The organism is Paenibacillus sp. USDA918EY, from assembly GCF_009870825.1.
GTDB lineage: Bacteria > Bacillota > Bacilli > Paenibacillales > Paenibacillaceae > Paenibacillus_AQ > Paenibacillus_AQ albilobatus.
Map to the genome: position 1 here is coordinate 24,409 of NZ_WTWY01000024.1, position 22,286 is coordinate 46,694.

Sequence of the window (22,286 nt, forward strand, 5' to 3'; positions counted from 1 at the left end):
GAATCAACATGAACCGGAATTGGTTGTACGTTATTTTGGGCGGCGTCGTCGAGGTGCTGTGGGTTTCGGGCTTGAAACACTCCACCAACCTGTTGGAATGGATTCTGACGATTGCCGCCATAGCGGTAAGCTTTTATCTCATTATCGAGGCGTCGAAGCTTCTTCCCGTGGGCACGGTATATGCCGTCTTCACGGGTCTCGGAACGGCTGGTACCGTCTTAACCGAAATGCTCGTTTTCGGAGAGCCTTTCAGCTGGCTGAAAACGTTGCTGATTCTCGTGCTGCTGGCGGGCGTCATCGGGCTGAAGCTCATTACGGCTGACGAAGGAGCCAAGAAAGGAGCGGATGCGTAATGGCATGGGCAGCGATATTACTGGCCGGCGTGTGTGAGATTTTCGGCGTGATCGGCATCAAGGGCGTGACGCAAAAAAAGGGCTGGACCGCTTATTTGCTGTTATTCGCGGCTTTCGTCGCCAGCTTTTCCCTGCTTTCCTTTGCGATGAACACGTTGCCGATGGGGACGGCGTATGCGGTATGGACCGGGATCGGGACCGTGGGCAGCACGCTTGTCGGCATGTTCGTGTTCGGGGAACCGAAGGAATGGCGCCGAATGCTTTTTATCGCGATGATTCTCGGCTCGGCGGTTGGTTTGAAATTAATTTCGTAAGAGATGTAAGAAAAACATTTATCGACGTACATTCAGAGAAGACAGACCGCGTTTAAATGAAGTTTTTCTTGCAATATCAGGATGCAATGGCTCTGTAGTTTATAGTTTCTGAATATTGTCACAAAACAAAGGCCTTCTTTGTCTTCCTATATGTAAGGTCCATATCTTTGGGAAAATAAAGGAGGAAGTTCTAAATGAAACTGCGATTAAATTATCGGACCGCGAGTCTGCAAGTATTTCAAGCGATGACGAATCTGCAAAAGGCCAGTTCGGACTCTTCGCTCGACATCGTCCTGCAGGAGCTGATCAAAATCCGCGTATCGCAAATCAACGGCTGCGCGTTTTGCCTGGATATGCACGCCAAGGATTTAATGAAACACGGCGATTACGGGAATCATATCGTTTTGCTTAATGCATGGCGGGAAGCGCCGATTTATACGGAGGAGCAGCGGGCGGCGCTTGCGCTTGCCGAAGCGGTGACGCTCATCTCCGAGCAAGGTGTCCCGGAGGATGTTTATGCGGAAGCCCGGAAGCATTTTGACGAAAAAGAGTTCATGGAGCTGATTCTGGCCATCAATACGATCAATAGCTGGAACCGGATCGCCATTTCGACGGGAATGTTCCCGGGATGTTTTTCATGACGCAAAACGGCAGAGCATAGAGCCGTCTGCAAAAGTCGAAGAGTGAACCACCCTGCCCTGTGCAAAGGCGCAGGGTTTCTTTCATTCGCGGGAAGGTCGATCCCTCCTGGATGCCGAATGGTTATAAACGCATAAAATCGGGAGGGAGGATGAACATCACGGAAACGACGGCATTTGAAACGTTCTACCGGACCTATCGGGCTTACGGCTTGTCGATCGCATACCGCATGCTGGGAACGTATACCGACGCCGAAGATATCGTTCAGGACGTATTCGCCGAACTGGCGGCCAAAGATCCGGCGGTAATCCAAAACATGAAATCGTACATTGCCAAAGCGGTCACCAACCGCTGCTTGAATCTGCTCCGCTCCGCCAAGAAAACGCGGGAGGAATATATCGGCGAATGGCTGCCGGAGCCCATTGCGGCTTCGACGGATCTTCCCGAGCTGGCGGCGGAACAAAAGGACACCCTCTCCTATGCTTATCTGCTCATGCTGGAGCGGCTTGGTCCGATGGAACGAGCGGTCTTTCTTTTGAGGGAAGTGTTTGAGTACGATTATGCGCAGATCGCCGACATGACGGGCAAAACCGAAGCCAACTGCCGAAAAATATTCAGCCGGGCCAAGCAGCAGTTCAAAGGGAGCGAACCGCCCGCATCCCCGGTGGACGACGAGCAGCGGAAAGCGGCCGTGGAGCGGTTTGCGGATGCTTTTCTCCATTATGATCCGAAAATGCTGCTTGGGCTGCTGGCGGAAGACGCCATGCTTATATCCGATGGCGGCGGTGTGGCGCGCACGGCGATCCGGCCGATTTTCAGCCGCGACCGCATCATGAGATTGCTCGTATCGCAAAAAGCCTACCGGGATATGCGGATTTGGGACACCCGGATTACGGAGCTCAACGGCGAAACCGCCATCGTTTTTACGAGCGGTCACGAGGTGAAAGCGGCGTTTTGCTTCCGGTTTACCGAATCGGGAGACCGGCTGCAGCATTTGTACATGATCAAAAACCCGCATAAGCTATTGCATTTACGAGTGTAACGGCCCTGGAACGCGAATAAACGGGAACATATTCATCCGCCTTGAACAAGGCGGTTTTTTTATTTCCTCTCCCCCTTGAATCGCCATGTCTGACGGCTCAAAACCGGGACCAAAGGCGTAGATTTGAATCCCCCCCTCCTTTTGTAATATAATTTTTCTGACTACACGGTCAAATTAAGAACCGAAGTGTTCAGAAAGGAGTGAATGTTCGTTTGTCTGAGAAGTTGGCGGACAAAAAGAAACAGATCTTGAAGACCGCCCTGCAGCTGTTTTCCACCCAAGGGATCTCCTCCACGTCGATGCAGGAAATCGCCGAGTATTGCGGGATGTCCAAGGGAAGCCTTTATTTGCACTTCAAATCGAAGGAAGAGCTTGAACAAAGCATTTATTCGTATTGCGAAGGGATGATCCGCGACAGCGTCATGCAGGTGGAGCAGGAGCATCTTCTGACTCCGAAGGAACAGCTTCAAAAGCAGGTCGAAGTGCTGCTGAACCGTTTGGTCGAGCTTAGGGAGTTTGCGATCATGCAGCTCCATGACCAGCATAAGGGCGGTAAAAGGCCGGCACTGGACGCACGCATTCACGAAAAACATGTCCATGCGCTGCAATGGTTCCACGACAAATTGGCCCTTATCTACGGGGAGGACATCCTGCCCCACGCCATGGATCTGACGCTGTTTGTTACCGGCATGCTCGGCGGATATGTCCGCATGCTGATGATTCCGGGACTGCCGCTGAACGTTCGCCGCATGGCGGAGCGTCTCGTTGCGCTGCTGGACGACGTGGCTGAAAGCACGCTTCGCAAGCAAATGGAACCGATGATCGCTACGGGGGTGTGGTCCGAGTGGCTGGACAAATACATGACAAGCCCGGATCGCCCGCGCCATCCGCTCATGGTGACCAAACAGATGAAGGATCTGCTGAAGGATGCCGGCATCGATGAATTCAGAAAGGAATTTGCCCTTGATTCCATACAAATCATGGAAAAGGAGCTGCTGGATATCGAGCCGCGCAAAGCCATTTTGGCCGGCATGATGAGCAACCTGGAGCAAATCGGGGAGCTTGGGCCGCTGAACAAGGAACTGAAAGGAATTTACGAGCTTTACATTGCTTCAAGAGCCGAGCAGCGATGATTATACATGACGATTTTGGCTTAACCCGTACTTAGAAGGTATATGGAGAGGAGTAGAAACCTGCGAGATGAAAGGAATCATTAATTTCTCACTGAACAACAAGTTTGCGATCTGGATTCTGACCGTCATCGTTGCCGTTGCCGGATTGTACAGCGGCCTTTCGATGAAACAGGAGACCATTCCGAACATCAACATCCCGTTTCTGAGCGTGACCGCGGTTTATCCGGGCGCTGCCCCGGAAGGCGTCGTGCAGGACGTGACCGTTCCGCTGGAACAGCGGCTGCGCAACGTGGACGGCGTGAAAACCGTCACTTCCACCTCGATGGAAAACGCGGCCAACATTGCGATGGAATTCGACTACGGTACGGACCTCGACCAAGCGACCGCGGCCGTCCGTGAAGCGCTGAACGAGGTCAAATTGCCGGATGGAGCCCAAAAGCCCACCATCTCCAAATTCAGCATGAGCTCCTTCCCCGTCGTATCCCTCAGCGCTTCGGACGATTCGAACGATCTGGAGAAGCTGACCAAAAATATCGAAAACCAGGTGGAGCCTGAGCTTGAAAAAATCCCGGGCGTCGCCTCCATTTCGATTTCGGGGCAATACGTCAAGGAAGTGCAGTTGAAGTTCAACAAAGAAAAAATGGCCAAGCTCGGCCTTTCCGAAGATACCGTCAAGGGCATCGTCCAAGGATCTTCGATCCATGTCCCGCTGGGCTTGTTCACCCTGGATCAATCCTCGAAGGCCGTCGTTGTCGACGGCAACATCATTACGCTGGACGACCTGAAGAATCTGGCCATTCCTGTCATCCCTAGCGCGGGAGGCGCGGCCGCCGGGGCTCCGGGCCAGGGCGCAGCAGGTACGCCTGTTCAAGGCGCAGGCGCTGGAACCGGCGCCCAAGGAATTGCCGGAGGCGGCGGGAATGCCGCTGGCGCGGGCGCCGGCATGACCGGGGGAACAACGCAAGGGCATGTACCTGCGGGCATCCCGACGGTTAAATTGAGCGATATCGCCGACATCCAGGTGATCGGCAAAGCCGAGTCCGTATCCCGTACGAACGGCAAAGCTTCGATCGGCCTGCAGATCGTGAAAGACAATGATGCAAATACCGTTGATGTGGTCAACGCCGTTAAAGATAAAGCGAAAAAACTGGAAGGCGAATTCAAGGGCATGAACCTGACGGTTCTGCTCGACCAGGGCAAACCGATTGAGGACGCCGTGTCCACGATGATGAGCAAAGCGGTATTCGGTGCCTTGTTCGCCGTCCTGATCATCCTGATCTTCCTGAGAAACATCCGTTCGACCATCATCTCGATCTTGTCGATCCCGCTCTCCCTGCTGATCGCGCTCCTGATCTTGTGGAGAATGGACATCACTTTGAACATGATGACCCTCGGCGCGATGACCGTAGCCATCGGCCGGGTCGTCGACGACTCCATCGTCGTCATCGAGAACATATACCGGCGGATGACCAGCGGCGGCGAGAAGCTGCGCGGACGCGAGCTCGTCCGGGAAGCGACCCGCGAAATGTTCGTGCCGATCATGTCTTCGACGATCGTGACGATCGCCGTGTTCCTGCCGCTTGCTTTCGTCAGCGGCATGGTCGGCGAGCTGTTCATGCCGTTTGCGCTGACGATGGTCTTCGCCCTGCTGGCATCCCTGCTCGTAGCGATCACGCTCGTGCCGATGCTTGCGCATTCGTTGTTCAAGAAAGGCATCAAGCCTTCCAAAACCCATGATCATGACAAGCCGGGCAAAATGGCCCGCGGCTATCAGCGCATTCTGAACTGGTCGCTCTCCCATAAGCTGATCACCTTCGGCCTGGCCGTCGTCCTGCTCGTTGCGAGCCTGTTCCTGACGCCGCTGATCGGTACCAGCTTCATGCCGGAGCAGGAGGACAAATACGTGATGGTCACCTACTCTCCGGAGCCGGGTGCACAGCTTGAAACGGTTGAAAAGCGCGCGCTTGACGCGGAGAAATATATTTTGGACCAGCCTGGCGTGGATAAAATGCAATATTCGGTCGGCGGCAGCGGCAATCCGCTGGGCGGCGGCTCTTCCAACTCCGGCCTGTTCTATATCGAATACAAGAAAGATACCAAAGACTTCGAAACGGTGAAGAAGAACCTGATCGAAGGTCTCAAAAAGCAAGTGACCAAAGGCGAATGGTCCACGATGGACATGGCCGGCGGCATGGGCGGAAGCTCGCTCAGCGTCAGCGTCTTCGGCAACAGCCTGGAAGACATCAAACCGGTAGCCGATCAAATTCTGAAGCTGGTGGAAGCCGACAAAGCCAATTTCGAAAAGGCGAAAACCAGCCTGTCCAAAGCCTATGACCAATATACGATCGTAGCCGACCAGGAAAAACTGAGCTCGCTGGGCTTGACCGCAGGGCAAATCGCCATGAAACTGAGTCCGCAAAGAGAGCGCCCGGTGCTGACCGAGGTTAAGGTCGAAGACAAAAAATACAAGGTGTATATCGAAACCGACGGCAAAGAGTACAAGAGCATCGACGATATCGAAAAAGAAACGGTTGCGTCTCCTCTTGGCATGAACGTGCCGATTAAAGACGTCGCCAAGGTGGAAAAAGGCTCTTCGCCGGATACGATTACGCGCACCGACGGCAAAATGGTCGTCAACGTCACGGCGAACATTTTGACAAACAATGTGGGCAAAGCTTCTACCGACCTGCAGAAGGAAATTGACAAAATCAATCTCCCTGACGGCGTGGAGGTGAAGTTCGGCGGTACGACCGAACAAATTAACGATACCTTTACGCAGCTCGGCCTTGCCATGGCGGCGGCCGTCGCGATCGTGTATTTCGTGCTCGTCGTGACCTTCGGCGGCGGACTGGCGCCGTTTGCGATCCTCTTCTCGCTGCCGTTTACGATCATCGGAGCCCTCGTAGGCTTGTGGATCGGCGGCGAAACGTTGAACGTGTCGTCGCTCATGGGCGCGCTGATGCTGATCGGCATCGTCGTCACCAACGCGATCGTCCTGATCGACCGCGTCATTCACAAGGAACGCGAAGGTTTGTCGACGCGTGAAGCGCTGCTGGAGGCAGGTGCGACCCGTCTGCGTCCGATCCTGATGACCGCGTTGGCGACCATCGGAGCCCTGCTCCCGCTCGTCAGCGGACTGGAGAGCAGCGCAGGCATCATCTCCAGAGGCCTTGGCATTACCGTTATCGGCGGCCTCATCAGCTCCACCCTGCTGACGCTCGTCATCGTGCCGGTCGTGTACGAATTCCTGATGAAATTCCGCAGACCGAAGGTGGAAGACTAAAACAAACGGTGGAATCGATCATCGCCAAAGGACGCGTTCCTTCCCAACCGGGAAGGGCGCGTCCTTTTTCAAAATCGTGAGTAATACATCAGCTAAACGTGATCTGTATACTGTGAAGGTACGTTGATAGACGTCCTTCTTATCAAGATGCTTTAGCATAACCACCGGCAGGAATTTGCTGTTAGAAACCAGAAACAGTTGTATGAAATAAATAGCCGGAACCCTCTTGACCCTCACATTGATGTCAGGGTTTACAATAAGCGTATTCGGGCAGGAAGGAGGAGGTCGCGGTTGAATATCGGCGAATTGGCGGAGCTGACCGGAGCAAGCATTCGCTCCCTTCGTTACTACGAGCAAAAAGGACTGCTGGCTCCGCTCCGCAAAGACAACGGGTACCGGGAATACACGCCGTTTGCGGTGGAGCAGGTACGGACCATCCAGCTTTATTTGAATTTGGGGCTGTCGACCGATGAGATTGCCGGCATCCTGCAGTGCGTGCTGATGAACAAAGAAGCCTTCTGTGCGGAAGTGCTGCCGATTTATCAGCTGAAGCTGCAGGAAATCGACAAACAAATCGAGCTGCTGACCAGCATCCGGCAGAACCTGACGGACCGCATCGACGCCATCCTGCTCGAACGATCAAAATCCGGTCAGGAGGAATAAAGATGAGCATCGAAGCCGTCAATGATGAGACGTTTGCAGCACATATCAAGCCGGAAGGAACCACGCTCGTGGAATTCGGAGCGGTATGGTGCCCTCCCTGCAAAGCGCTGCTGCCCATGCTGCAGGAGCTGTCGGACGAACAAGGGAAGCAGGTCCGCTTTCTGGAGGTGGATTGCGATGAGTCCCCGGAAACGGCCAGCCGGTACCAGGTGATGTCCGTACCCACGGTGATCGTGTTCCAAAACGGAGAGCCGGTGGAAAAGCTGGTCGGCCTGCGCCCGAAAAGCGTATATGAGCAGGGTTCTTTCCAAGCACAGCCAATAAAATGATCCTTGAGCAAGAAGCCGTTCCAATCGCGGATATGTACGAAGCGGTATGCGAAACGGGGTCTGTTTTCAGTAAAGTTCGGGGTCCTGACTTAGGATGCAAACGGCGCATGCCATGATGGCACGCGCCTTTTTTCGTTACGCCAGTTCATTCCGCAGCGACTTCAGCATCCGCAGATCATAAGGCATAAATTCACCCAGCATGCTGCCGATCTCCCGGTACAGCGGGGTTCGGGCTTGCTCCGTAAGTTCCTTGGCGAAATGCGGCGCCCACTGAAGCAGATGCCGCTCCAAAAAATCGATTTGCGTATCCAGCCACATCAGCCTGCATTCGGGCAAACCTGCGGTAAACGCCATATGTTCTCCGGCCACCGCGATAAACTCCAGCTCGATGGTCAGATGATCGTCATTTTCGCTTTGCAGCTTGTTGAAGACGATGCCGCAGTCCTCGTACGCCTCGCGGATTTGCCTTACGCAGCGCCGGGCGCTGCTCGGGTCAGCGGTCCGGTATGCGCTTTCGCAAACGCTTGGAAAAACCGCGTCCCGGCCGATAAACAGCCGCTCATATTCCTCCGTTTCTTTCCGGCAGGCCTCGACCAGCCGCCCCGGGCTTAAACGGCCCAAATAATCCTGAAGCCTGCGTCCCCCATCGGTAAGCGCCAACTCTTCCCGCAGCTCCGCCTGGCGCTGCCACGGCGCGATCTGCGCCAGGCCCGGCGGGTTCTCCAAAAAGTCGATCAGCAGCTGGTACGCCCAGCTCCTTCCTTGATGCCAGCGGGCTCCTTCCAACGTATCCAGCAGCGGTTCCAGCGTTGTCGTCATAGCCGCCCCTCCTTGATCCAGGTCCGGATTGTCTTGAAGAAACTTTTTCCTAAATCCAGCTTACCTGAATCGAAGCCGGCATTATGTGATATGGTTCACATTGGCCGATATAAAACCGCCTATTTTCGGAAAGTTATTTTAAAAAAATTTTAATGATTACTATCGTCCCGAAACGCTACGGCGTACGCCAAACCAAAAAGACGGGGCCGCGTTAGTCCCATGCCTCTTCTTCGCGCTTTTTCGCAAGCGCCGCATGGTAATCCTCGGGATGATTCATATTAAAGAAGGCTTGGCCTGCCTTAAGCCCCGTCTCCTCCGCAAGGACATCCTCGGGGATATACCTGACCCGAAGCCGCTCCAGCCAGTCCATCATCCGCAGTCTCCCGCCGCCAAGCGCATCTTCCAGCGCCCCAAGCCCACTGGCGTGATAAGCGGCGAGCAGCGGCTGCACCCTGCCTGCCTCTACCGGTATGATCGCTTGATAGCCATCGCCGTCTGCACGTTCGGCTTCCGCTTCCTCCACGCTTTTGACCAAATATCGGAACAGCGCCGGTGACACGAAGGGCATATCGCAGGCAGCGACGATGATCCACGGCGTCTTGGCCGCATGCAGCGCGGCATGGATTCCGGACAAAGGCCCCTGCCCGGGAAAGCGGTCATAAACGATCCCCCTGCCCAGCTCCCGATAATCATCCGCGGTTTGTTCGTTTGCGGCGATGATCACTTCCAGGCCCGCTTCCGTCATGGCTCCGATAATCGTTCCGATCACCTTTTCGTTGCCGACGGCAAGCAGCGCTTTATTTTGACCCATGCGCCGCGACCCGCCGCCTGCCAGCACAACGCCGGTAAGTCCCGTTTCCGTCATCCAACCACCTCCTCGAAATTTTCTTCCACAACGCTTCCGATGACCTCCGTTTACCGTTTAAAAACCGCGCCCGGAGGGCACTTTAACAATAATTGGTTTGTATCCCTTTTCAACAAATGATAAAGTGGGGGTGGCGGCTTCTATTACCTAGCCTCTGTCGATTTGCATTCGGTCGGAAAGGAATGTGCAACGTGGATGATCGTGTAAAAAAACAGTCCAAGCTGCTGCCGCTTAAGGCATTTAACTTTCTTATTTACGGAACCATGGTGATTTTCACCAGCTTTTTTCAATTATACCTGCAGGACGCAGGCATGAACAAATCCGAAATCGGCAGCTTAATGGCGCTTGGCCCTTTGGTGTCTCTTTTCGCCAATCCGTTCTGGATGAAGTGGAGTGACCGCCTGCAAAATACGAGACGCATCCTGCTGATCATGATGACGGGCACCCTTCTGCTTATACAATTTGTGTTCCATGCCGGCACGTACAGAATGGTTTATTTGGCGATGATTCTCTTTTTCTTCTTTCAAAGCCCGATGTTCGCACAGAGCAACACGCTCATTCTGGGATATACCGCAAACCAACCGAAAAGGTTCGGCTCGTTCCGGAACTGGGGATCCATCGGCTGGGCGGTCGTTGCCGTATCCGCGGGCATGGTCATCGACCGGCTCGGCATTTCGCGGCTGTCGTTTCTCGTCACCGGCATTCTAGTGCTGGCCATCGGCACGGTTCTGCTTCTCCCGCCGCTGAAGGCGGCTTCGGAGACGCCGCCCATCCGGCTGAGGGGACTTGCCCAATTCGTCATGAACCGGTATTTTGTCGCGTTTATATTGCTTGGGATCGTCGTTTCCGTCCCCAATGTCATGAATAATACGTTTATGTCGCTGTATATCGCGGAACTTGGCGGCTCCAAAACGATGGTCGGATTGGCCGTCTTTCTCTCGTCGTTTCTCGAGGTGGCCGTGCTGTTCCTTTTCCACCGCTACCTGAAGCGCTCCCTCACCACCCTGATCGGCTGTCTGGGGCTGGTCAGCGTGCTTTTCTGCGTACGGTGGCTGCTGATGGCGGGTGCCTCGCATCCGCTGGAAGTCGCTTTCATTCAAATTATGCACTGCATTACGTTCGGCGGGTATTTCTACGTCGGCATTCAGGTGGTGAGCCAGCTCGTGCCTCCTGTGCACCGCGCTGCGGCGCAGTCCGTATTTACGTTGACCTGGAGCGGCATTTCCGGCGTCATCGGCAGCCTGGCCGGCGGATGGCTGTACCAAAATTTCGGCGGCGCCGCGATGTACAACATGGGTTTCATGATGGCCCTCGCCGGAGCGGCCGGATTCGGCATCATGTGGTATTGGCTGCGTTCGCAAGGCCATCATCCGAAAACGAACATCCCTGAAGAAGAATTCGAGGACATGTAAAAAGCCAGCGCGCAGAGCATCGGCACTGCGGCTGGCTTTTCTTTTGTTATATTGGATCGCTGACAAGCGCTCCCGGCTTACTTCGGCAGCTGGAACGAGCTTTTCATCGATACGATCAGATTGAAAACAGGCTCTCCCGGCTTCGAATATTTCGGGTCGACGTTGAAATATCCGTGGCGGAAAAATTGGAATTTGTCCTGAGGATTCGCATCCTTCATGCCCGGTTCCACGAATCCGTGAAGCACCTCGAGGGAATTCGGGTTAATTTCATCGAGGAAGGATTTCTCGACCTTTTCCGTTTCTTCGAGAACTTCCCCGACTTCCGCCTCTTCGTCTTCCTTCGGTTTGATGAGCGGCTCGTACAGGCGGAATTCGGCCGGTATGGCATGAGAGGCTTCCACCCAATGGATCGTGCCCTTCACTTTCCGTCCGGTAAAGCCGGTGCCGCTTTTCGTTTCAGGGTCATACGTGCAGTGGATCTCCGTCACGTTCCCGTTTTCGTCCTTGATGAAATCGTTGCACTTGATAAAATACGCATTTTTCAGGCGCACTTCATTGCCCGGGAACAGGCGGAAATATTTATTCGGCGGGTTTTCCATAAAATCGTCCTGCTCAATGTAAATTTCGCGCGAGAACGGGATTTGACGGCTGCCCATCTCCGGATTTTCCGTATTGTTCTCCGCTTCAAGCCATTCCACCTGTCCTTCCGGATAGTTGGTGATGACCACTTTCAGCGGGTTCAGCACGGCCATCGTGCGCGGCGCCTTCAGCTTCAGGTCCTCGCGGATGAAATGCTCCAGCATTTGCAGGTCGATGAGGCCTTGGCTTTTGGAAATGCCGGTTTCGTATACGAAGCTGCGGATCGCTTCCGGCGTATAGCCGCGGCGGCGGAGACCCGAAATCGTCGGCATGCGCGGATCGTCCCAGCCGTCGACGATGTTCTCGTCCACAAGGAGCTTCAGTTTCCGTTTGCTCGTCAGCGTTTGCGCGACGTTCAGGCGGCCGAACTCGTATTGATGCGGCGTGCTTTCCATTTCGCATTCCGCGATTACCCAGTCGTAAAACGGACGCTGATCCTCGAACTCGAGCGAACAGAGGGAATGGGTTACGCCCTCAATTGCATCCTCCAACGGATGGGCAAAGGCATACATCGGATAGATGCACCATTGGTCGCCCGTGTTGTGATGGGTCGCGTGGGAAATCCGGTAAATGACCGGATCGCGCAGGTTGATGTTTGGCGAAGCCATGTCGATTTTGGCGCGCAGCACTTTTTCCCCGTCCTTGAATTCGCCGGCGCGCATTCTGCGGAACAGGTCCAGGTTCTCTTCGATGCTGCGGTCGCGGTACGGGCTGTTTTGTCCCGGCTCGGTCAGCGTGCCGCGCGTTTCGCGGATTTGATCGGCGCTTTGGTCGTCCACGTAAGCTTTTCCCTTTTGGATCAGCAGCTCGGCGCGCTTGTACATTTCTTCGAAATAGTCCGAAGCGAAACGCTTTTCCGCCCATTCGTATCCGAGCCATTTGACGTCCTCTTCAATCGATTTTACGTATTCGACGTCTTCTTTCAGCGGGTTTGTATCGTCAAAACGGAGGTTCGTCGAACCGCCGAATTCCTGTGCAAGCGTAAAGTTGATCCAGATGGCCTTGGCATGTCCGATATGCAAATAACCGTTAGGTTCCGGCGGAAAGCGGGTAATCACTTTCTGGACTTTGCCGGACTCCAGGTCATCGATTATCACGTTTTTAATAAAGTTGGAGGGGGTGCTTGGTTTCTCCACAGTAATCAACCTTTCATCCTGAATTATGTCCGCCTTTCATAGATTGAACCGACAGCAGTTTCCTGCTCTTCCCTACATCTATTCTTTATAAGCGTGTTTCATTTAAATATACCTGTAATAACCGGATAGTTCAATGATTCGGCTTTTTGTGCTTTGACGAAAGACACGGGATTGGGGTAGCATGGAAAAATAGAATGGAAACGAAAGCCAAAAAGCGCGGCAAATGCTGTACATTTTTATTCCCACATAGAAAGAAGGTTTGAAATCATATGTTTACATATTTACTGGACGATCACATCGAACTGAAGCCGCTCGCCCTGCAGCATGTCCGCGCCTTGTACCAATTGACGGTCGATTCGCGCGAAACGCTGCGCGAGTGGCTCCCTTGGGTCGATGCCATCACGGACGTGGAGCATACCGCAAGCTTCGTCAAAAACGCCATCAAGCAGGGGGCCGAAAACGGCGCCGTCTCCGCAGGCATTTGGGTGCAGGGAGATCTTGCCGGCATCATCAGTTTTCATGAAATCCACTGGCATAACCGTTCCGTCAGCATCGGCTACTGGCTGGGCACAAATTACGTAGGCCAAGGCATCATGACCAGCGCCTGTCGTGCTTTTGTCGATTACGCGATGATGGACTTGGATTTGAATCGGGTCGAAATCCGCTGCGCCACGGGCAACCATCGCAGCCGCGCCATTCCGGAAAGACTCGGCTTCGTATTGGAGGGGATCGTCCGCGAAGCGGAGTGTCTTCCGCAAGGATATGTGAACCACGCCATTTACGGCATGCTTAAGAGTGAATGGAAGCTGCTCCGATAACCCTAAACGCAAAATACCCCCGCAAGCGGGGGCCATTGGCTTCGAAACCGATTCAGGTGCCTTGAAGGCCCCCGGAAATGATAAATTCATAACAGATCGAAAAAGCCGCCCGGCCGTGTTTCATGATCCGGCGAGCGGCTTCCTAAATGATCCTTACCCTTCCTGAAACCATTTCGTAAAGGATTCTTTTACTCCGGCTGCCAGCGCGTCCACTTCCAGCAGCCGCCTAAGCTCGTCCCGGTCCGCCCCGCGGCGTCCGAGAGCCTGCTGCTTCAACACGGAAGCGACCGTCACCCGCATCGGGTGGGAAGAGCGCTTCACGATCCGCGAGTCCTTGCTCAAACGGCCCTCCTCAAGGATCCGCAAATAGAAGCCGCTGAATCCGGTATCCAGCACGCGTGCGGGAAAATCCTTGACGGCATGTTTGCTCGACAGCTTAAAGCACGGGAAACGGGGCTGGCTGACCTGAACGACGACCTCGCCGATTTCGAAGACATCCCCGATGCACACCCCGGTTTCGAGCAGCCCGGTGACCGTTAAATTTTCCCCGAACGCAGAGTAATCCAGTTTCTTGTCGAGCTCCTGCTCCCAATAAGCGTAGTGCTCATAAGGATACACGCAAACCGCCTTGTCAGGGCCCCCATGATTGACCGTATCGGCCTGTCCGTCGCCGTCCATCTGCGTCCGTCCCACGAACACTTCGCCTTGAACCGGGCGTTTATAGATGCCCGTCGTGAGCGGCTTGCCCAAATATTCGACCGTCACCGGCTTGCCCACATTGACGGACACGATGCCGTATTTGCTCTTCTCCTCCAACCTGATCCAACCCCCTGCCAACATGTTTGAACCTTATCATAACAAAAGAGGGGGAGCGATCTCAAAGGATTTTATCCGGTTCGATCTTTACGGCCGTCAAAGAGCCTCAACAAGCCCTCCGTCGATGACCAGCGTGCTGCCCGTAATATAGGTGTTGGCCCCGGACAACAGGAAAACGACGGCCTTGGCGAACTCCTCCGGCTCGCCGTAACGCCCGAGCGGGATTTCCCTTTGCGCCTGCTCCGCAATGGCCTGTACCGATTCGCCTTTTTCTCTGGCGTTGTTTTCGTTCAGCTTTCTGATGCGGTCCGTAGCGATCCGCCCAGGGGCCACGGTATTGACGAGGATGCCGTATTGGGCGAGCTCCTGCGATAATGTCTTGCTCATGCCCGCCACGCCCGTCCGAAACGTATTGGACAGGATCAAGCCTGGAATCGGTTGTTTGATCGAGCTGGACGTAACATTAACGATATGCCCCCCGTGCTCCTTCATGTGCGGGAGCGAGCAGCGGATCGTCCGCACATAGCTGAGCAGGTTCAGCCGGAACGCGTTTTCCCAGTCTTCGTCCGTAAAGGATTCGAACGTTCCTGCCGGCGGGCCGCCGCCGTTGTTGACCAGGATGTCGATTCGCCCGAACGTTTCGGCCGTATAGCGGATCAGCCCTTCGACTTCATGCGCAATCGTAATGTCCGCCGCGTAATATTCGACCTGGCCGCTGCCGAGCTGCTGCAATTCCTGCTGCACCGCCTGCAGCTTGTCGTCGCTGCGGCTGCTCAGCATGACGTCCGCCCCTTCCTTGACAAGCTCTGCGGCAATCGCCTTTCCGAGTCCCGAGCTTGAAGCAATAACCAACGCCTTTTTTCCTCGAAGCTGCAAGTCCATCATGCATCCCCTTTTCCTTGAATTTTGTGACGATGAAAAATACCGATTATATCAAACCTCCGCCCGTAGATAACCCCAAAAAACACACATAACCTTCATTACCCTTATGAACGTCCGACGAAACGGACATTTGCAACAAAGGACCTTCACTTCGTGAAAGTCCATTCTATTCACTCTATTCTATTAAGCATAAGCCCGTCGCGGCAAAATATCAAATTCAGGTTATACATCCAGAAAATATGCCATCCAAATTTCGTCGGCGTACCCGCCTCCGACGCGGTATTCGCGATGCAGACGGCCCTCCTCGACAAATCCGCATTTCCGGTAAAACCGGATCGCCCCGGCGTTGGTCGAAAGCACGCGCAGCCGCAGCTTAAGCTTGCCCTGCCCGGCCGCCCAAACCTTGGCCTCGCCGATCAGCCGGGTGCCGATGCCTTCCCGTTGGTATGCCGGATGCACGGCGATGTTGATCTCGCAGACATGCGCATGCGCCGCAAGGCCGGTCGGCTCCCGAAAACCGACATAACCGCACACGGTCCCGTCGGCGTCGGCCACCAGCTGGGATTCGGGAGGGCAATGCCTCAGGAATTCCTCGCGGGAGGTCCAGCGCAGCGGCTCAGGCGCGGTTCGCTCCGTCCAAACGAGTTCATCGATATCCATTAATGATTGGGCATCCTTCATCCTGGAAACCCGGATCGTGAGCGTTCGCTCATACAGCTTCATGGCAATCGCACCTCTTTTTGACAATCATTTGATGTCTGAAAAACGAACAAAAATGACAAGGAATGCTGCAAATACCGGCCATCATCCCTCGATGGACCCGGATAACGAGCGTTCGGCCGCTTTGTTGCGCAGCGCGTGCACGACAAAGCAGGCGACGGCTACGACGGCGATGCCGATGGACAGCCAGGCCACCGGAGCCAGCTCCCCGCGGTCGTACAAAATGCCCATAAAATAGGGCCCGATCATACGCCCGAGGGCGGTCATGCCGCCCGTCACCCCGATATAGAACGGAGCGGCCTTGTGAGCGTGGTCCGATATGAACGCCGGGACGGCCGGGGAAATGAGCATTTCCCCCAGCGTGGCCAGCGTCATCGCGAGCACCAGCCCGGGATAGCTCGGGAGCGTCAAAATGACGACGTATGCCGCCAAATAAAACAGGCCGCTGGCCGTCATTTGCGAAGACGAGTCCTTGGCAAACCAACGTTTGATCCAAGTGGTCACCGGCTGCGCGACGAAAATCAATATTCCGTTCAGCGTCCACAAAAAGCCGTACGCCCGCTTAGGCATGCCTTCGGATATGATATGCGGCGACACGCCCGTGTTCCAGATCGAGTTGCCGAACCAAAGGAACAGGGAGCCCAGCCCCAGATACAGATACAACCTCGTATTGCCGAGAAGCGCGGGCACGCTTTCCCCCGTTTCTTTCTTTGCCTTTTTGGCGAGATGAACGGGTCCTTCCTCTTTATCCAGCCGATTCAAATAATTCAGGAAAAACAAGGCGAATACGGCCGAGGTCGCCCCGTTCAGAATGAATGTGAGATGATACGACACGTCGGCAAGGAAACCGCTCAGCGCCGTCCCCAGCGCCACGCCGATGTTGTTGGCCACGTAGATGACGTTAAACAGCTCGCCGCGCCGGTCCGCGAAACGGAACCCGACGAATGCCTGGATGGCGGGCATCGAAACTGCGTTGCAAAGGCCGATAAACCCCATCATGACCATGTACAAGGCCCAAATCGAGCTGATGAAAGGCAGCGTGAACAGACCGAGCGCGCATAACCCGAGCGAGCCGACGATCAGCCGTTTGACCCCGACGCGATGATATAGCGCACCGCCCAGCAGCTGGCCGATAATGCCGCCGAACGCCTGAATCATGACGACAAGGCCGGCATCGGCCATGCTTCGTCCAAGCTCGTCGAATACGTACATCGTCGTCAGCGGCCACATCAGCGATCCGCCGGCGGAATTGATCAGGCTCGCGGCGAGAAATATTTTGACTTCTTTCGGATAGGATTGCAAAAATTTCATAACGTTTATTTTCCCCTGCTTTATGCAAATTCCGTTAATGACAAGCTGTGACAGGATCTCAACATCATCCGGGATGCGTTACGTCCCGATGATGGGCTTTTCGATGTAAAAAAGCCCCGAGGGGCTTTTAAAGCAATGGAAATACGATCTTTTCTTGTCCCAAATCCCAGTATCCATGATCCTTGCCGTCCTGGCAATAGCATCTGTTAACGCTTTACTTGGACAACGGTCGAAAAGAAAGTGGCTCCGCCGCCCATGTCCGCCAGACGGTCCGGGGTCAAGGCATTGACGCGCCGTTTGCCGCCTTTCCCGTTCCACCATAATCCCTGGCTGACGACCGTTCCCGGGAGCATTTTATCCGTGACCTGCGCTTTCAGCTCCAGCCGTCCGCGATCATTATACACGACGACGTCGTCCCCGTCCTGAATGCCGCGCTGCGCCGCATCCTGCGGGTGGATCTGAAGCAAAGGCTCCTTCTCCAGGCGCTGGTGTTTCTCCGAATTGGCAAAGGTGGAATTCAGGAAGTTATGGTTCGGCGGCGATATGAACATCAGCGGGTACGATTCGTTTGGGCCGGGCCGTTTCGTGCCGTCATACCCCTCCTGCAGCGGGATATACTCCGGAAGCGGCGGCAGCCCCGCCTTTTTCATCGCTTCGGAATAAAGCTCGATCTTTCCGGAAGGCGTCGTCAGCCGATCCAGATAGGAAGCTTGCGGCGTCATGTCGAGTTTCACGAAGCGCTTCTCCTTCAGCGACTCCAGCGTAACTCCGTTCAAATACGGATTCTCCGGATAATCCAGTGCTCCTGCAATCAGTTCCTCCTCGGTTTCGGCAAAGGTCCCGGCGTCCAGTCCCATGGCCCGGCCCAGCATCGCAAACAATTCGACGTTGCCTTTGGCTTCGCCGAGTTTTTCGATCACCGGCTCCTGCAGCTGTACATAATGATGCCAATACGATGCGTACAGTTCCGTCGTCTCGAACGAAGAAGCTGCAGGCAGCACGATATCCGCGTATTTGGCGGTGTCGGTCAGGAACAAGTCGTGCACGACCGTAAACAGGTCTTCCCGGGCAAAACCCGCCTGTACCCGCTCCGTGTCCGGTGCGACGACAAGCGGGTTGCTGCAATAGACGAACACGGCCTTGATCGGCTGCTCCTTCATGTGCAGCGCCTCTCCGATCCGGTTCATGTTGATGCTGCGCGCCTCCGGGTTCGGCCGCAAATCCGGCCGCTCCAAATAGTCGCTGTTCATGGCGTGATAGCCGCCGTTCGTCTTGATGGCCCCGCCTCCCTTTTTCAGCCACTGGCCCGTCAAAGCCGGCAGGCAGGCGACGCTGCGGACGTTCATGCCTCCGTTGTCATGATGCTGAAGCCCGTTGCCGATCGCGATGAAGGAAACGGAGGCCTCGCCGTACATGCGCCCCAGCTTCTCGATATCTTCCGCCGGTACGCCCGTAATCGCGGACACATGTTCCGGGGTATAGCTTTTGACATGCTCCCGAAGCTCTTCATGCCCTATCGTATGCCGCTTCAGGAAGGCTTCGTCCGTCCATCCGTCACGGAACAGAACATGCATCATGCCGAGCGCCAGCGCCGTATCCGTCCCCGGGTACAGCGGAACGAACCAATCGGCCCACTGGGCGGTGCGGTTTTTGTGGACGTCGATAACGACCACTTTCGCCCCGCGCTTGCGCGCTTTCTCGGCGATGACGACTTGGTGCATATTCGTGCTGATCAAATTGCCGCCCCAAACGATGATCAAATCCGCGTGCTCCGTGTCCTCCGGCGAGGTCCCTCCTTTGAAGCCCATCGTATATTTCCAGCCGGCGTTTCCGGCTGCGTTGCAGATCGCTTGATCAAGCCGACTGGCGCCAAGCGCGTTGAAAAAACGCCGGTCCATGCCGTCCACGCTGAGAATGCCCATATTGCCGTAAAAGCTGTAAGGCAAAATGGATTCCGGCCCGTATTCGTTGATCAGCTCCCGGTACCTTCCGGCAATTTCGCTGACAGCTTCATCCCATGAGATGCGCTTAAATTCTCCGGAGCCTTTCGGGCCCGTCCGTTTCAGCGGGTAAAGAACCCGTTCTTCATGGTAAATCCGTTCGGTCATATTGCGGACCTTGTTGCATATCGCTCCCTGCGTGATCGGGTGCTCCGGATTGCCGGTAACCTTGACGATTTTGCCGTTTTCCTTATGCAGCAAGAGGCCGCATGTATCCGGGCAGTCCAGCGGGCATACCGCCGGGAACACGCCGTTTTTTTGGTCTAACATTCCGCCCCACTCTCCCTTTGTCGCTCTGGTGCTTATCGCTCTCTTATTGATATCTTAATGGGCAGGCGGCAAATGCGCAAAAGAAATTCGAGGCCGCATGGCGGGTACGCAGTTTGCCTTAAAAGAAAAACCCGCCGCTTTCGCGGCAGGTTCTCATGATTTCGTTTTCTTTCGCTTACAGCAGCTGCTCGATGGCGCCTGCCATCGTTTCCGGAACCTCGCGCGGTTCATAGCGGGCTACCACCTCGCCGCTGCGGTTCACCAAAAATTTCGTGAAATTCCACTGGATATCGCTGCTTTCAGCAGTTCCGGGCTGCTCCTTTTTCAAATACGCAAAAAGCGGATGCTCCTCTTCCCCGTTCACGTCGATTTTTGCAAACACGGGGAAGGAAACCCCGTAATTAAGCTGGCAAAACGAGGCGGCTTCTTCGCTGCTGCCCGGCTCCTGCCCCCCGAATTGGTTGCACGGGAATCCGAGAACGACAAGCCCTTGGTCCCGGTAACGTTCATACAGTTTTTGCAGGTCGCCATACTGCGGCGTCAATCCGCATTGGCTTGCGGTGTTGGCGATGACCAACACTTTGCCTTTGTAATCCTCGAGAGATACTTCCTTGCCCGCCGGCGTGGCGGCTGAATACGAATATACCGACATTTGGATTCCCTCGCTCTCTTATGATCCTATCGTTGTTCATCTGCCCCGGTGCTTGGCTTTGGCTTTCCGGACGGCGATTTCCCGCTTGCGCTCGGCTGCGGCTTCCCGCTGCTCTTTGCCAAGACGCGTTCTTTCGCGCTTTCGCAGCTCGATCTCCTGCCTGATGGCCTCCTGGCTCGCCGTGCTGACTCCCCGTGCCCTGGATTCCTTGGCCGCAAGCCGGGCAAGCCTCTTGGGGCTTACGGTTTTCAGCGGTGATTTGGCGGTGTCGACGCCGCAGGAGAGCCGATCCGCCAAGGCAGGCAGCCGGTGCAGGACAAATTGCCACACTTCCGGAAGCGAAGGCTCCGCTCCGAAAATATGCCTGCCCGCAAACAGCTTGCCGTCTTTTTCCGTTTCCACGATGCCGACCCAATAAGGCTCTTCGAAAAATACCGTTAGTTTCACTGGTATTCCCCCTCTGTTCAAAATCAGAACGCCGGACATCCCGAGGGGGGAAGGTTACTGACACGGATCGGCGCGCGCTGGCCGCCCCGTGCGCCCGGACTACCAACCGGACCGTGTTTTTGCGCTCTACTTCCATCATACACAAGTCGAAGACAAGTGCAAGCCGCGGCTCGAAACCGCCGCTTTGGCCGCCTCGGAAGAAAAAAGAACCGGAAGGTTTGAACATCCATCCCTTCCGGTTCCTTGCATTCCGTTATGCTAACGTCCCGATCTTCCGCCCCGGCGCCCGGCATCTGTCCCGCGCCCTCTGCGGCCTTGCGGCGGGGTGCCGCCGCGGCTTTGGTTGCGGCCGCCGGAAGCGCCGCGCTTGGAGCCGCCGCGGGCATCCTTTCCGTTGCGTGAGGCGGCCCGAACCGCCTTGTCTTCCCGGCCGGAACGTCTTTGCCCGTCCCGCCCGGCATTTCCGCGCCCGCCGGAGGCCTTGCGCCCTGGGCCGCCGGCCTGTTCCTTATGGCGGCCCGCCTCCTTGCCGCCGGATGCTCCCGGTCCCCGCACTTCGACAATGGCGCCGTCCTGCTCATACCGCCGGCGCTCGATAGCGTACTGGATGCCCTGCTCAATGCGCTGCAGGTCCCCCCTGTCCTTCGGAGATGCCAGCGTAACGGCCATTCCTTTGCCGCCGGCCCGGCCCGTGCGCCCGATGCGGTGAATGTAGCTTTCAACCTCATGCGGCATGTCGTAGTTGAAGACATGCGTTACGCCTTCGACGTCCAGGCCTCTGGCCGCCACGTCGGTCGCCACAAGCAATTGGAGCTTGGCTTCACGGAAACGTTTCATGACCTGCTCCCGTTTCGCCTGCGACAAATCGCCATGCAGTTCGTCCGATGCGTATCCCCGCTCCAGCAGCGCCGCGTTCAACGCCGATGCCCGGCGTTTGGTGCGGCAGAAAATGATCGCGAGATACGGGCGATACATGTCGATCATCGATACCAAAGCCTGCTGCTTGGTCCGATCCGTCACTTCCACCACCAGCTGCTTGATCGACTTCAGCGGCACGGGCGATTGTTCCACCTTGATCGTGACGTCTTCCGCATCGCGGGTATAGAAAGAAGCGAGCCGTTTAACTTCCGCCGGCATCGTCGCGGAGAAGAGCAGCGTCTGCCGTTGATACGGCAGCGCCTGGATGACCGCTTCCACCTCGTCCAGGAAGCCCATATGCAGCATCTGGTCGGCCTCGTCGAGCACCAGCGTCTTTACGCCCCCAAGCTCCAGCGTGCCGCGCCGGAGATGATCGTTTAACCTTCCCGGGGTTCCGATGATCAAATGCCGTCCGCCTTCCAGCTTGCGCAGCTGTTTCTCCACGTCCTGGCCTCCGTAGACCGCAAGGATGCGGATTTCCGTCCCGCGGGCGATTTTCCGCGCCTCTTCCGTAATTTGCAGCGCCAGCTCCCTCGTCGGCGCAATGATCAAAGCCTGTGGAAAGGAGCGGCTTGGGTCCAGCCGCTGCAGGATCGGCAACAAAAAGGCGATCGTTTTCCCCGTTCCCGTTTTGGCCCGAGCGATGACGTCCCTACCCGCCAGCAGCAGCGGTATCGTTTCGGCCTGCACCGGCGTCGGCACGGCGATCCCGTTTTCCTTCAGGGCGGCAACCCACGGCTCCTCAATGCCCAGCTCTAAAAAATTTGGCAAAACATCCACCTCGTTAAATTTCTTTTTACGTAATCCCGGTTTTTCAAAACCGTC

21 protein-coding genes are annotated in these 22,286 nt (G+C 55.6%); 10 read left to right on the forward strand and 11 right to left on the reverse strand.

What is annotated here, in order from left to right:
* The first annotated feature begins 8 nt into the window (after window positions 1–8).
* The 8 genes from GQY55_RS28430 (at window position 9) to GQY55_RS28465 (ending at window position 7,756) form a co-directional block, all read left to right on the forward strand.
* On the forward strand, window positions 9–353 hold the full coding sequence (locus GQY55_RS28430; protein WP_160045305.1) for a DMT family transporter: 345 nt from the start codon (window positions 9–11) through the stop codon (window positions 351–353).
* Entirely contained in the window at window positions 353–667 is a 315-nt protein-coding gene (locus tag GQY55_RS28435) for a DMT family transporter (protein ID WP_160045306.1), read from the forward strand. The genes GQY55_RS28430 and GQY55_RS28435 overlap by 1 nt, the downstream gene beginning before the upstream one ends.
* Before the next feature lie 194 nt (window positions 668–861).
* Window positions 862–1,308 (forward strand): carboxymuconolactone decarboxylase family protein, encoded by a 447-nt coding sequence (locus GQY55_RS28440; RefSeq protein WP_160045307.1) that lies wholly within the window; start codon window positions 862–864, stop codon window positions 1,306–1,308.
* Window positions 1,309–1,457: 149 nt separating this feature from the next.
* Window positions 1,458–2,348 carry an RNA polymerase sigma factor SigJ gene (sigJ, locus tag GQY55_RS28445; RefSeq protein ID WP_160045308.1) on the forward strand — a complete coding sequence of 297 codons (891 nt, stop codon included), beginning with the start codon at window positions 1,458–1,460 and terminating at the stop codon, window positions 2,346–2,348.
* A gap of 212 nt (window positions 2,349–2,560) precedes the next feature.
* A complete protein-coding gene (locus tag GQY55_RS28450; RefSeq protein WP_160045309.1) occupies window positions 2,561–3,481 on the forward strand; it encodes a TetR/AcrR family transcriptional regulator in 921 nt (306 codons plus the stop codon).
* 67 nt (window positions 3,482–3,548) lie between these two features.
* Entirely contained in the window at window positions 3,549–6,764 is a 3,216-nt protein-coding gene (locus GQY55_RS28455) for an efflux RND transporter permease subunit (RefSeq protein ID WP_160045310.1), read from the forward strand.
* A gap of 291 nt (window positions 6,765–7,055) precedes the next feature.
* A complete protein-coding gene (locus GQY55_RS28460; RefSeq protein ID WP_160045311.1) occupies window positions 7,056–7,427 on the forward strand; it encodes a MerR family transcriptional regulator in 372 nt (123 codons plus the stop codon).
* Between the two features lie 2 nt (window positions 7,428–7,429).
* Complete coding sequence (locus GQY55_RS28465; RefSeq protein ID WP_160045312.1) at window positions 7,430–7,756, forward strand: thioredoxin family protein; 327 nt, start codon at window positions 7,430–7,432, stop codon at window positions 7,754–7,756.
* 135 nt (window positions 7,757–7,891) lie between these two features.
* On the opposite strand, the gene GQY55_RS28470 is transcribed toward GQY55_RS28465, so the two are convergent.
* Window positions 7,892–8,575, reverse strand: a complete 684-nt coding sequence (locus tag GQY55_RS28470; RefSeq protein ID WP_160045313.1) for a TorD/DmsD family molecular chaperone — start codon at window positions 8,573–8,575, stop codon at window positions 7,892–7,894.
* A gap of 211 nt (window positions 8,576–8,786) precedes the next feature.
* Complete coding sequence (gene mobA / locus GQY55_RS28475; protein WP_160045314.1) at window positions 8,787–9,440, reverse strand: molybdenum cofactor guanylyltransferase; 654 nt, start codon at window positions 9,438–9,440, stop codon at window positions 8,787–8,789.
* Window positions 9,441–9,622: 182 nt separating this feature from the next.
* Here mobA and GQY55_RS28480 point away from each other — a divergent pair, with 182 nt between their 5' ends.
* Entirely contained in the window at window positions 9,623–10,852 is a 1,230-nt protein-coding gene (locus tag GQY55_RS28480) for an MFS transporter (protein WP_160045315.1), read from the forward strand.
* A gap of 77 nt (window positions 10,853–10,929) precedes the next feature.
* Here the strand turns inward: GQY55_RS28480 and GQY55_RS28485 are convergent, their stop codons facing one another.
* Window positions 10,930–12,627 (reverse strand): glutamine--tRNA ligase/YqeY domain fusion protein, encoded by a 1,698-nt coding sequence (locus GQY55_RS28485; RefSeq protein ID WP_160045316.1) that lies wholly within the window; start codon window positions 12,625–12,627, stop codon window positions 10,930–10,932.
* A 269-nt stretch (window positions 12,628–12,896) separates the two neighbouring features.
* Here GQY55_RS28485 and GQY55_RS28490 point away from each other — a divergent pair, with 269 nt between their 5' ends.
* Window positions 12,897–13,445, forward strand: coding sequence for a GNAT family N-acetyltransferase (locus GQY55_RS28490; RefSeq protein ID WP_160045317.1), 549 nt, complete (start codon window positions 12,897–12,899; stop codon window positions 13,443–13,445).
* A 153-nt stretch (window positions 13,446–13,598) separates the two neighbouring features.
* On the opposite strand, the gene GQY55_RS28495 is transcribed toward GQY55_RS28490, so the two are convergent.
* From GQY55_RS28495 to GQY55_RS28530, 8 genes are all read right to left on the reverse strand, one after another.
* Window positions 13,599–14,261 (reverse strand): MOSC domain-containing protein, encoded by a 663-nt coding sequence (locus tag GQY55_RS28495; protein WP_236575935.1) that lies wholly within the window; start codon window positions 14,259–14,261, stop codon window positions 13,599–13,601.
* A 96-nt stretch (window positions 14,262–14,357) separates the two neighbouring features.
* Complete coding sequence (locus GQY55_RS28500; RefSeq protein WP_160045344.1) at window positions 14,358–15,143, reverse strand: SDR family oxidoreductase; 786 nt, start codon at window positions 15,141–15,143, stop codon at window positions 14,358–14,360.
* 222 nt (window positions 15,144–15,365) lie between these two features.
* Entirely contained in the window at window positions 15,366–15,866 is a 501-nt protein-coding gene (locus GQY55_RS28505) for a GNAT family N-acetyltransferase (protein WP_160045319.1), read from the reverse strand.
* A gap of 81 nt (window positions 15,867–15,947) precedes the next feature.
* Window positions 15,948–17,174, reverse strand: a complete 1,227-nt coding sequence (locus tag GQY55_RS28510) for an MFS transporter (RefSeq protein WP_160045320.1) — start codon at window positions 17,172–17,174, stop codon at window positions 15,948–15,950.
* A 206-nt stretch (window positions 17,175–17,380) separates the two neighbouring features.
* Window positions 17,381–19,444, reverse strand: coding sequence for a molybdopterin-containing oxidoreductase family protein (locus GQY55_RS28515; protein WP_160045321.1), 2,064 nt, complete (start codon window positions 19,442–19,444; stop codon window positions 17,381–17,383).
* 175 nt (window positions 19,445–19,619) lie between these two features.
* A complete protein-coding gene (locus tag GQY55_RS28520; RefSeq protein WP_160045322.1) occupies window positions 19,620–20,096 on the reverse strand; it encodes a glutathione peroxidase in 477 nt (158 codons plus the stop codon).
* Between the two features lie 36 nt (window positions 20,097–20,132).
* Window positions 20,133–20,543: a YjdF family protein gene (locus GQY55_RS28525; protein ID WP_160045323.1), complete on the reverse strand. Its 411-nt coding sequence runs from the start codon at window positions 20,541–20,543 to the stop codon at window positions 20,133–20,135.
* Window positions 20,544–20,801: 258 nt separating this feature from the next.
* Complete coding sequence (locus GQY55_RS28530) at window positions 20,802–22,232, reverse strand: DEAD/DEAH box helicase (RefSeq protein ID WP_160045324.1); 1,431 nt, start codon at window positions 22,230–22,232, stop codon at window positions 20,802–20,804.
* Between the last annotated feature and the right edge of the window lie 54 nt (window positions 22,233–22,286).

Bases quoted from the DNA above. Each gene is read 5' to 3' on its own strand.
- GQY55_RS28430 (WP_160045305.1), top strand. From the start codon at position 9: ATGAACCGGAATTGGTTGTACGTTATTTTGGGCGGCGTCGTCGAGGTG.
- GQY55_RS28435 (WP_160045306.1), top strand. From the start codon at position 353: ATGGCATGGGCAGCGATATTACTGGCCGGCGTGTGTGAGATTTTCGGC.
- GQY55_RS28440 (WP_160045307.1), top strand. From the start codon at position 862: ATGAAACTGCGATTAAATTATCGGACCGCGAGTCTGCAAGTATTTCAA.
- sigJ (WP_160045308.1), top strand. From the start codon at position 1,458: ATGAACATCACGGAAACGACGGCATTTGAAACGTTCTACCGGACCTAT.
- GQY55_RS28455 (WP_160045310.1), top strand. From the start codon at position 3,549: ATGAAAGGAATCATTAATTTCTCACTGAACAACAAGTTTGCGATCTGG.
- GQY55_RS28465 (WP_160045312.1), top strand. From the start codon at position 7,430: ATGAGCATCGAAGCCGTCAATGATGAGACGTTTGCAGCACATATCAAG.
- GQY55_RS28470 (WP_160045313.1), bottom strand. From the start codon at position 8,575: ATGACGACAACGCTGGAACCGCTGCTGGATACGTTGGAAGGAGCCCGC.
- mobA (WP_160045314.1), bottom strand. From the start codon at position 9,440: ATGACGGAAACGGGACTTACCGGCGTTGTGCTGGCAGGCGGCGGGTCG.
- GQY55_RS28480 (WP_160045315.1), top strand. From the start codon at position 9,623: ATGTGCAACGTGGATGATCGTGTAAAAAAACAGTCCAAGCTGCTGCCG.
- GQY55_RS28490 (WP_160045317.1), top strand. From the start codon at position 12,897: ATGTTTACATATTTACTGGACGATCACATCGAACTGAAGCCGCTCGCC.
- GQY55_RS28500 (WP_160045344.1), bottom strand. From the start codon at position 15,143: ATGGACTTGCAGCTTCGAGGAAAAAAGGCGTTGGTTATTGCTTCAAGC.
- GQY55_RS28505 (WP_160045319.1), bottom strand. From the start codon at position 15,866: ATGAAGCTGTATGAGCGAACGCTCACGATCCGGGTTTCCAGGATGAAG.
- GQY55_RS28510 (WP_160045320.1), bottom strand. From the start codon at position 17,174: ATGAAATTTTTGCAATCCTATCCGAAAGAAGTCAAAATATTTCTCGCC.
- GQY55_RS28515 (WP_160045321.1), bottom strand. From the start codon at position 19,444: ATGTTAGACCAAAAAAACGGCGTGTTCCCGGCGGTATGCCCGCTGGAC.
- GQY55_RS28520 (WP_160045322.1), bottom strand. From the start codon at position 20,096: ATGTCGGTATATTCGTATTCAGCCGCCACGCCGGCGGGCAAGGAAGTA.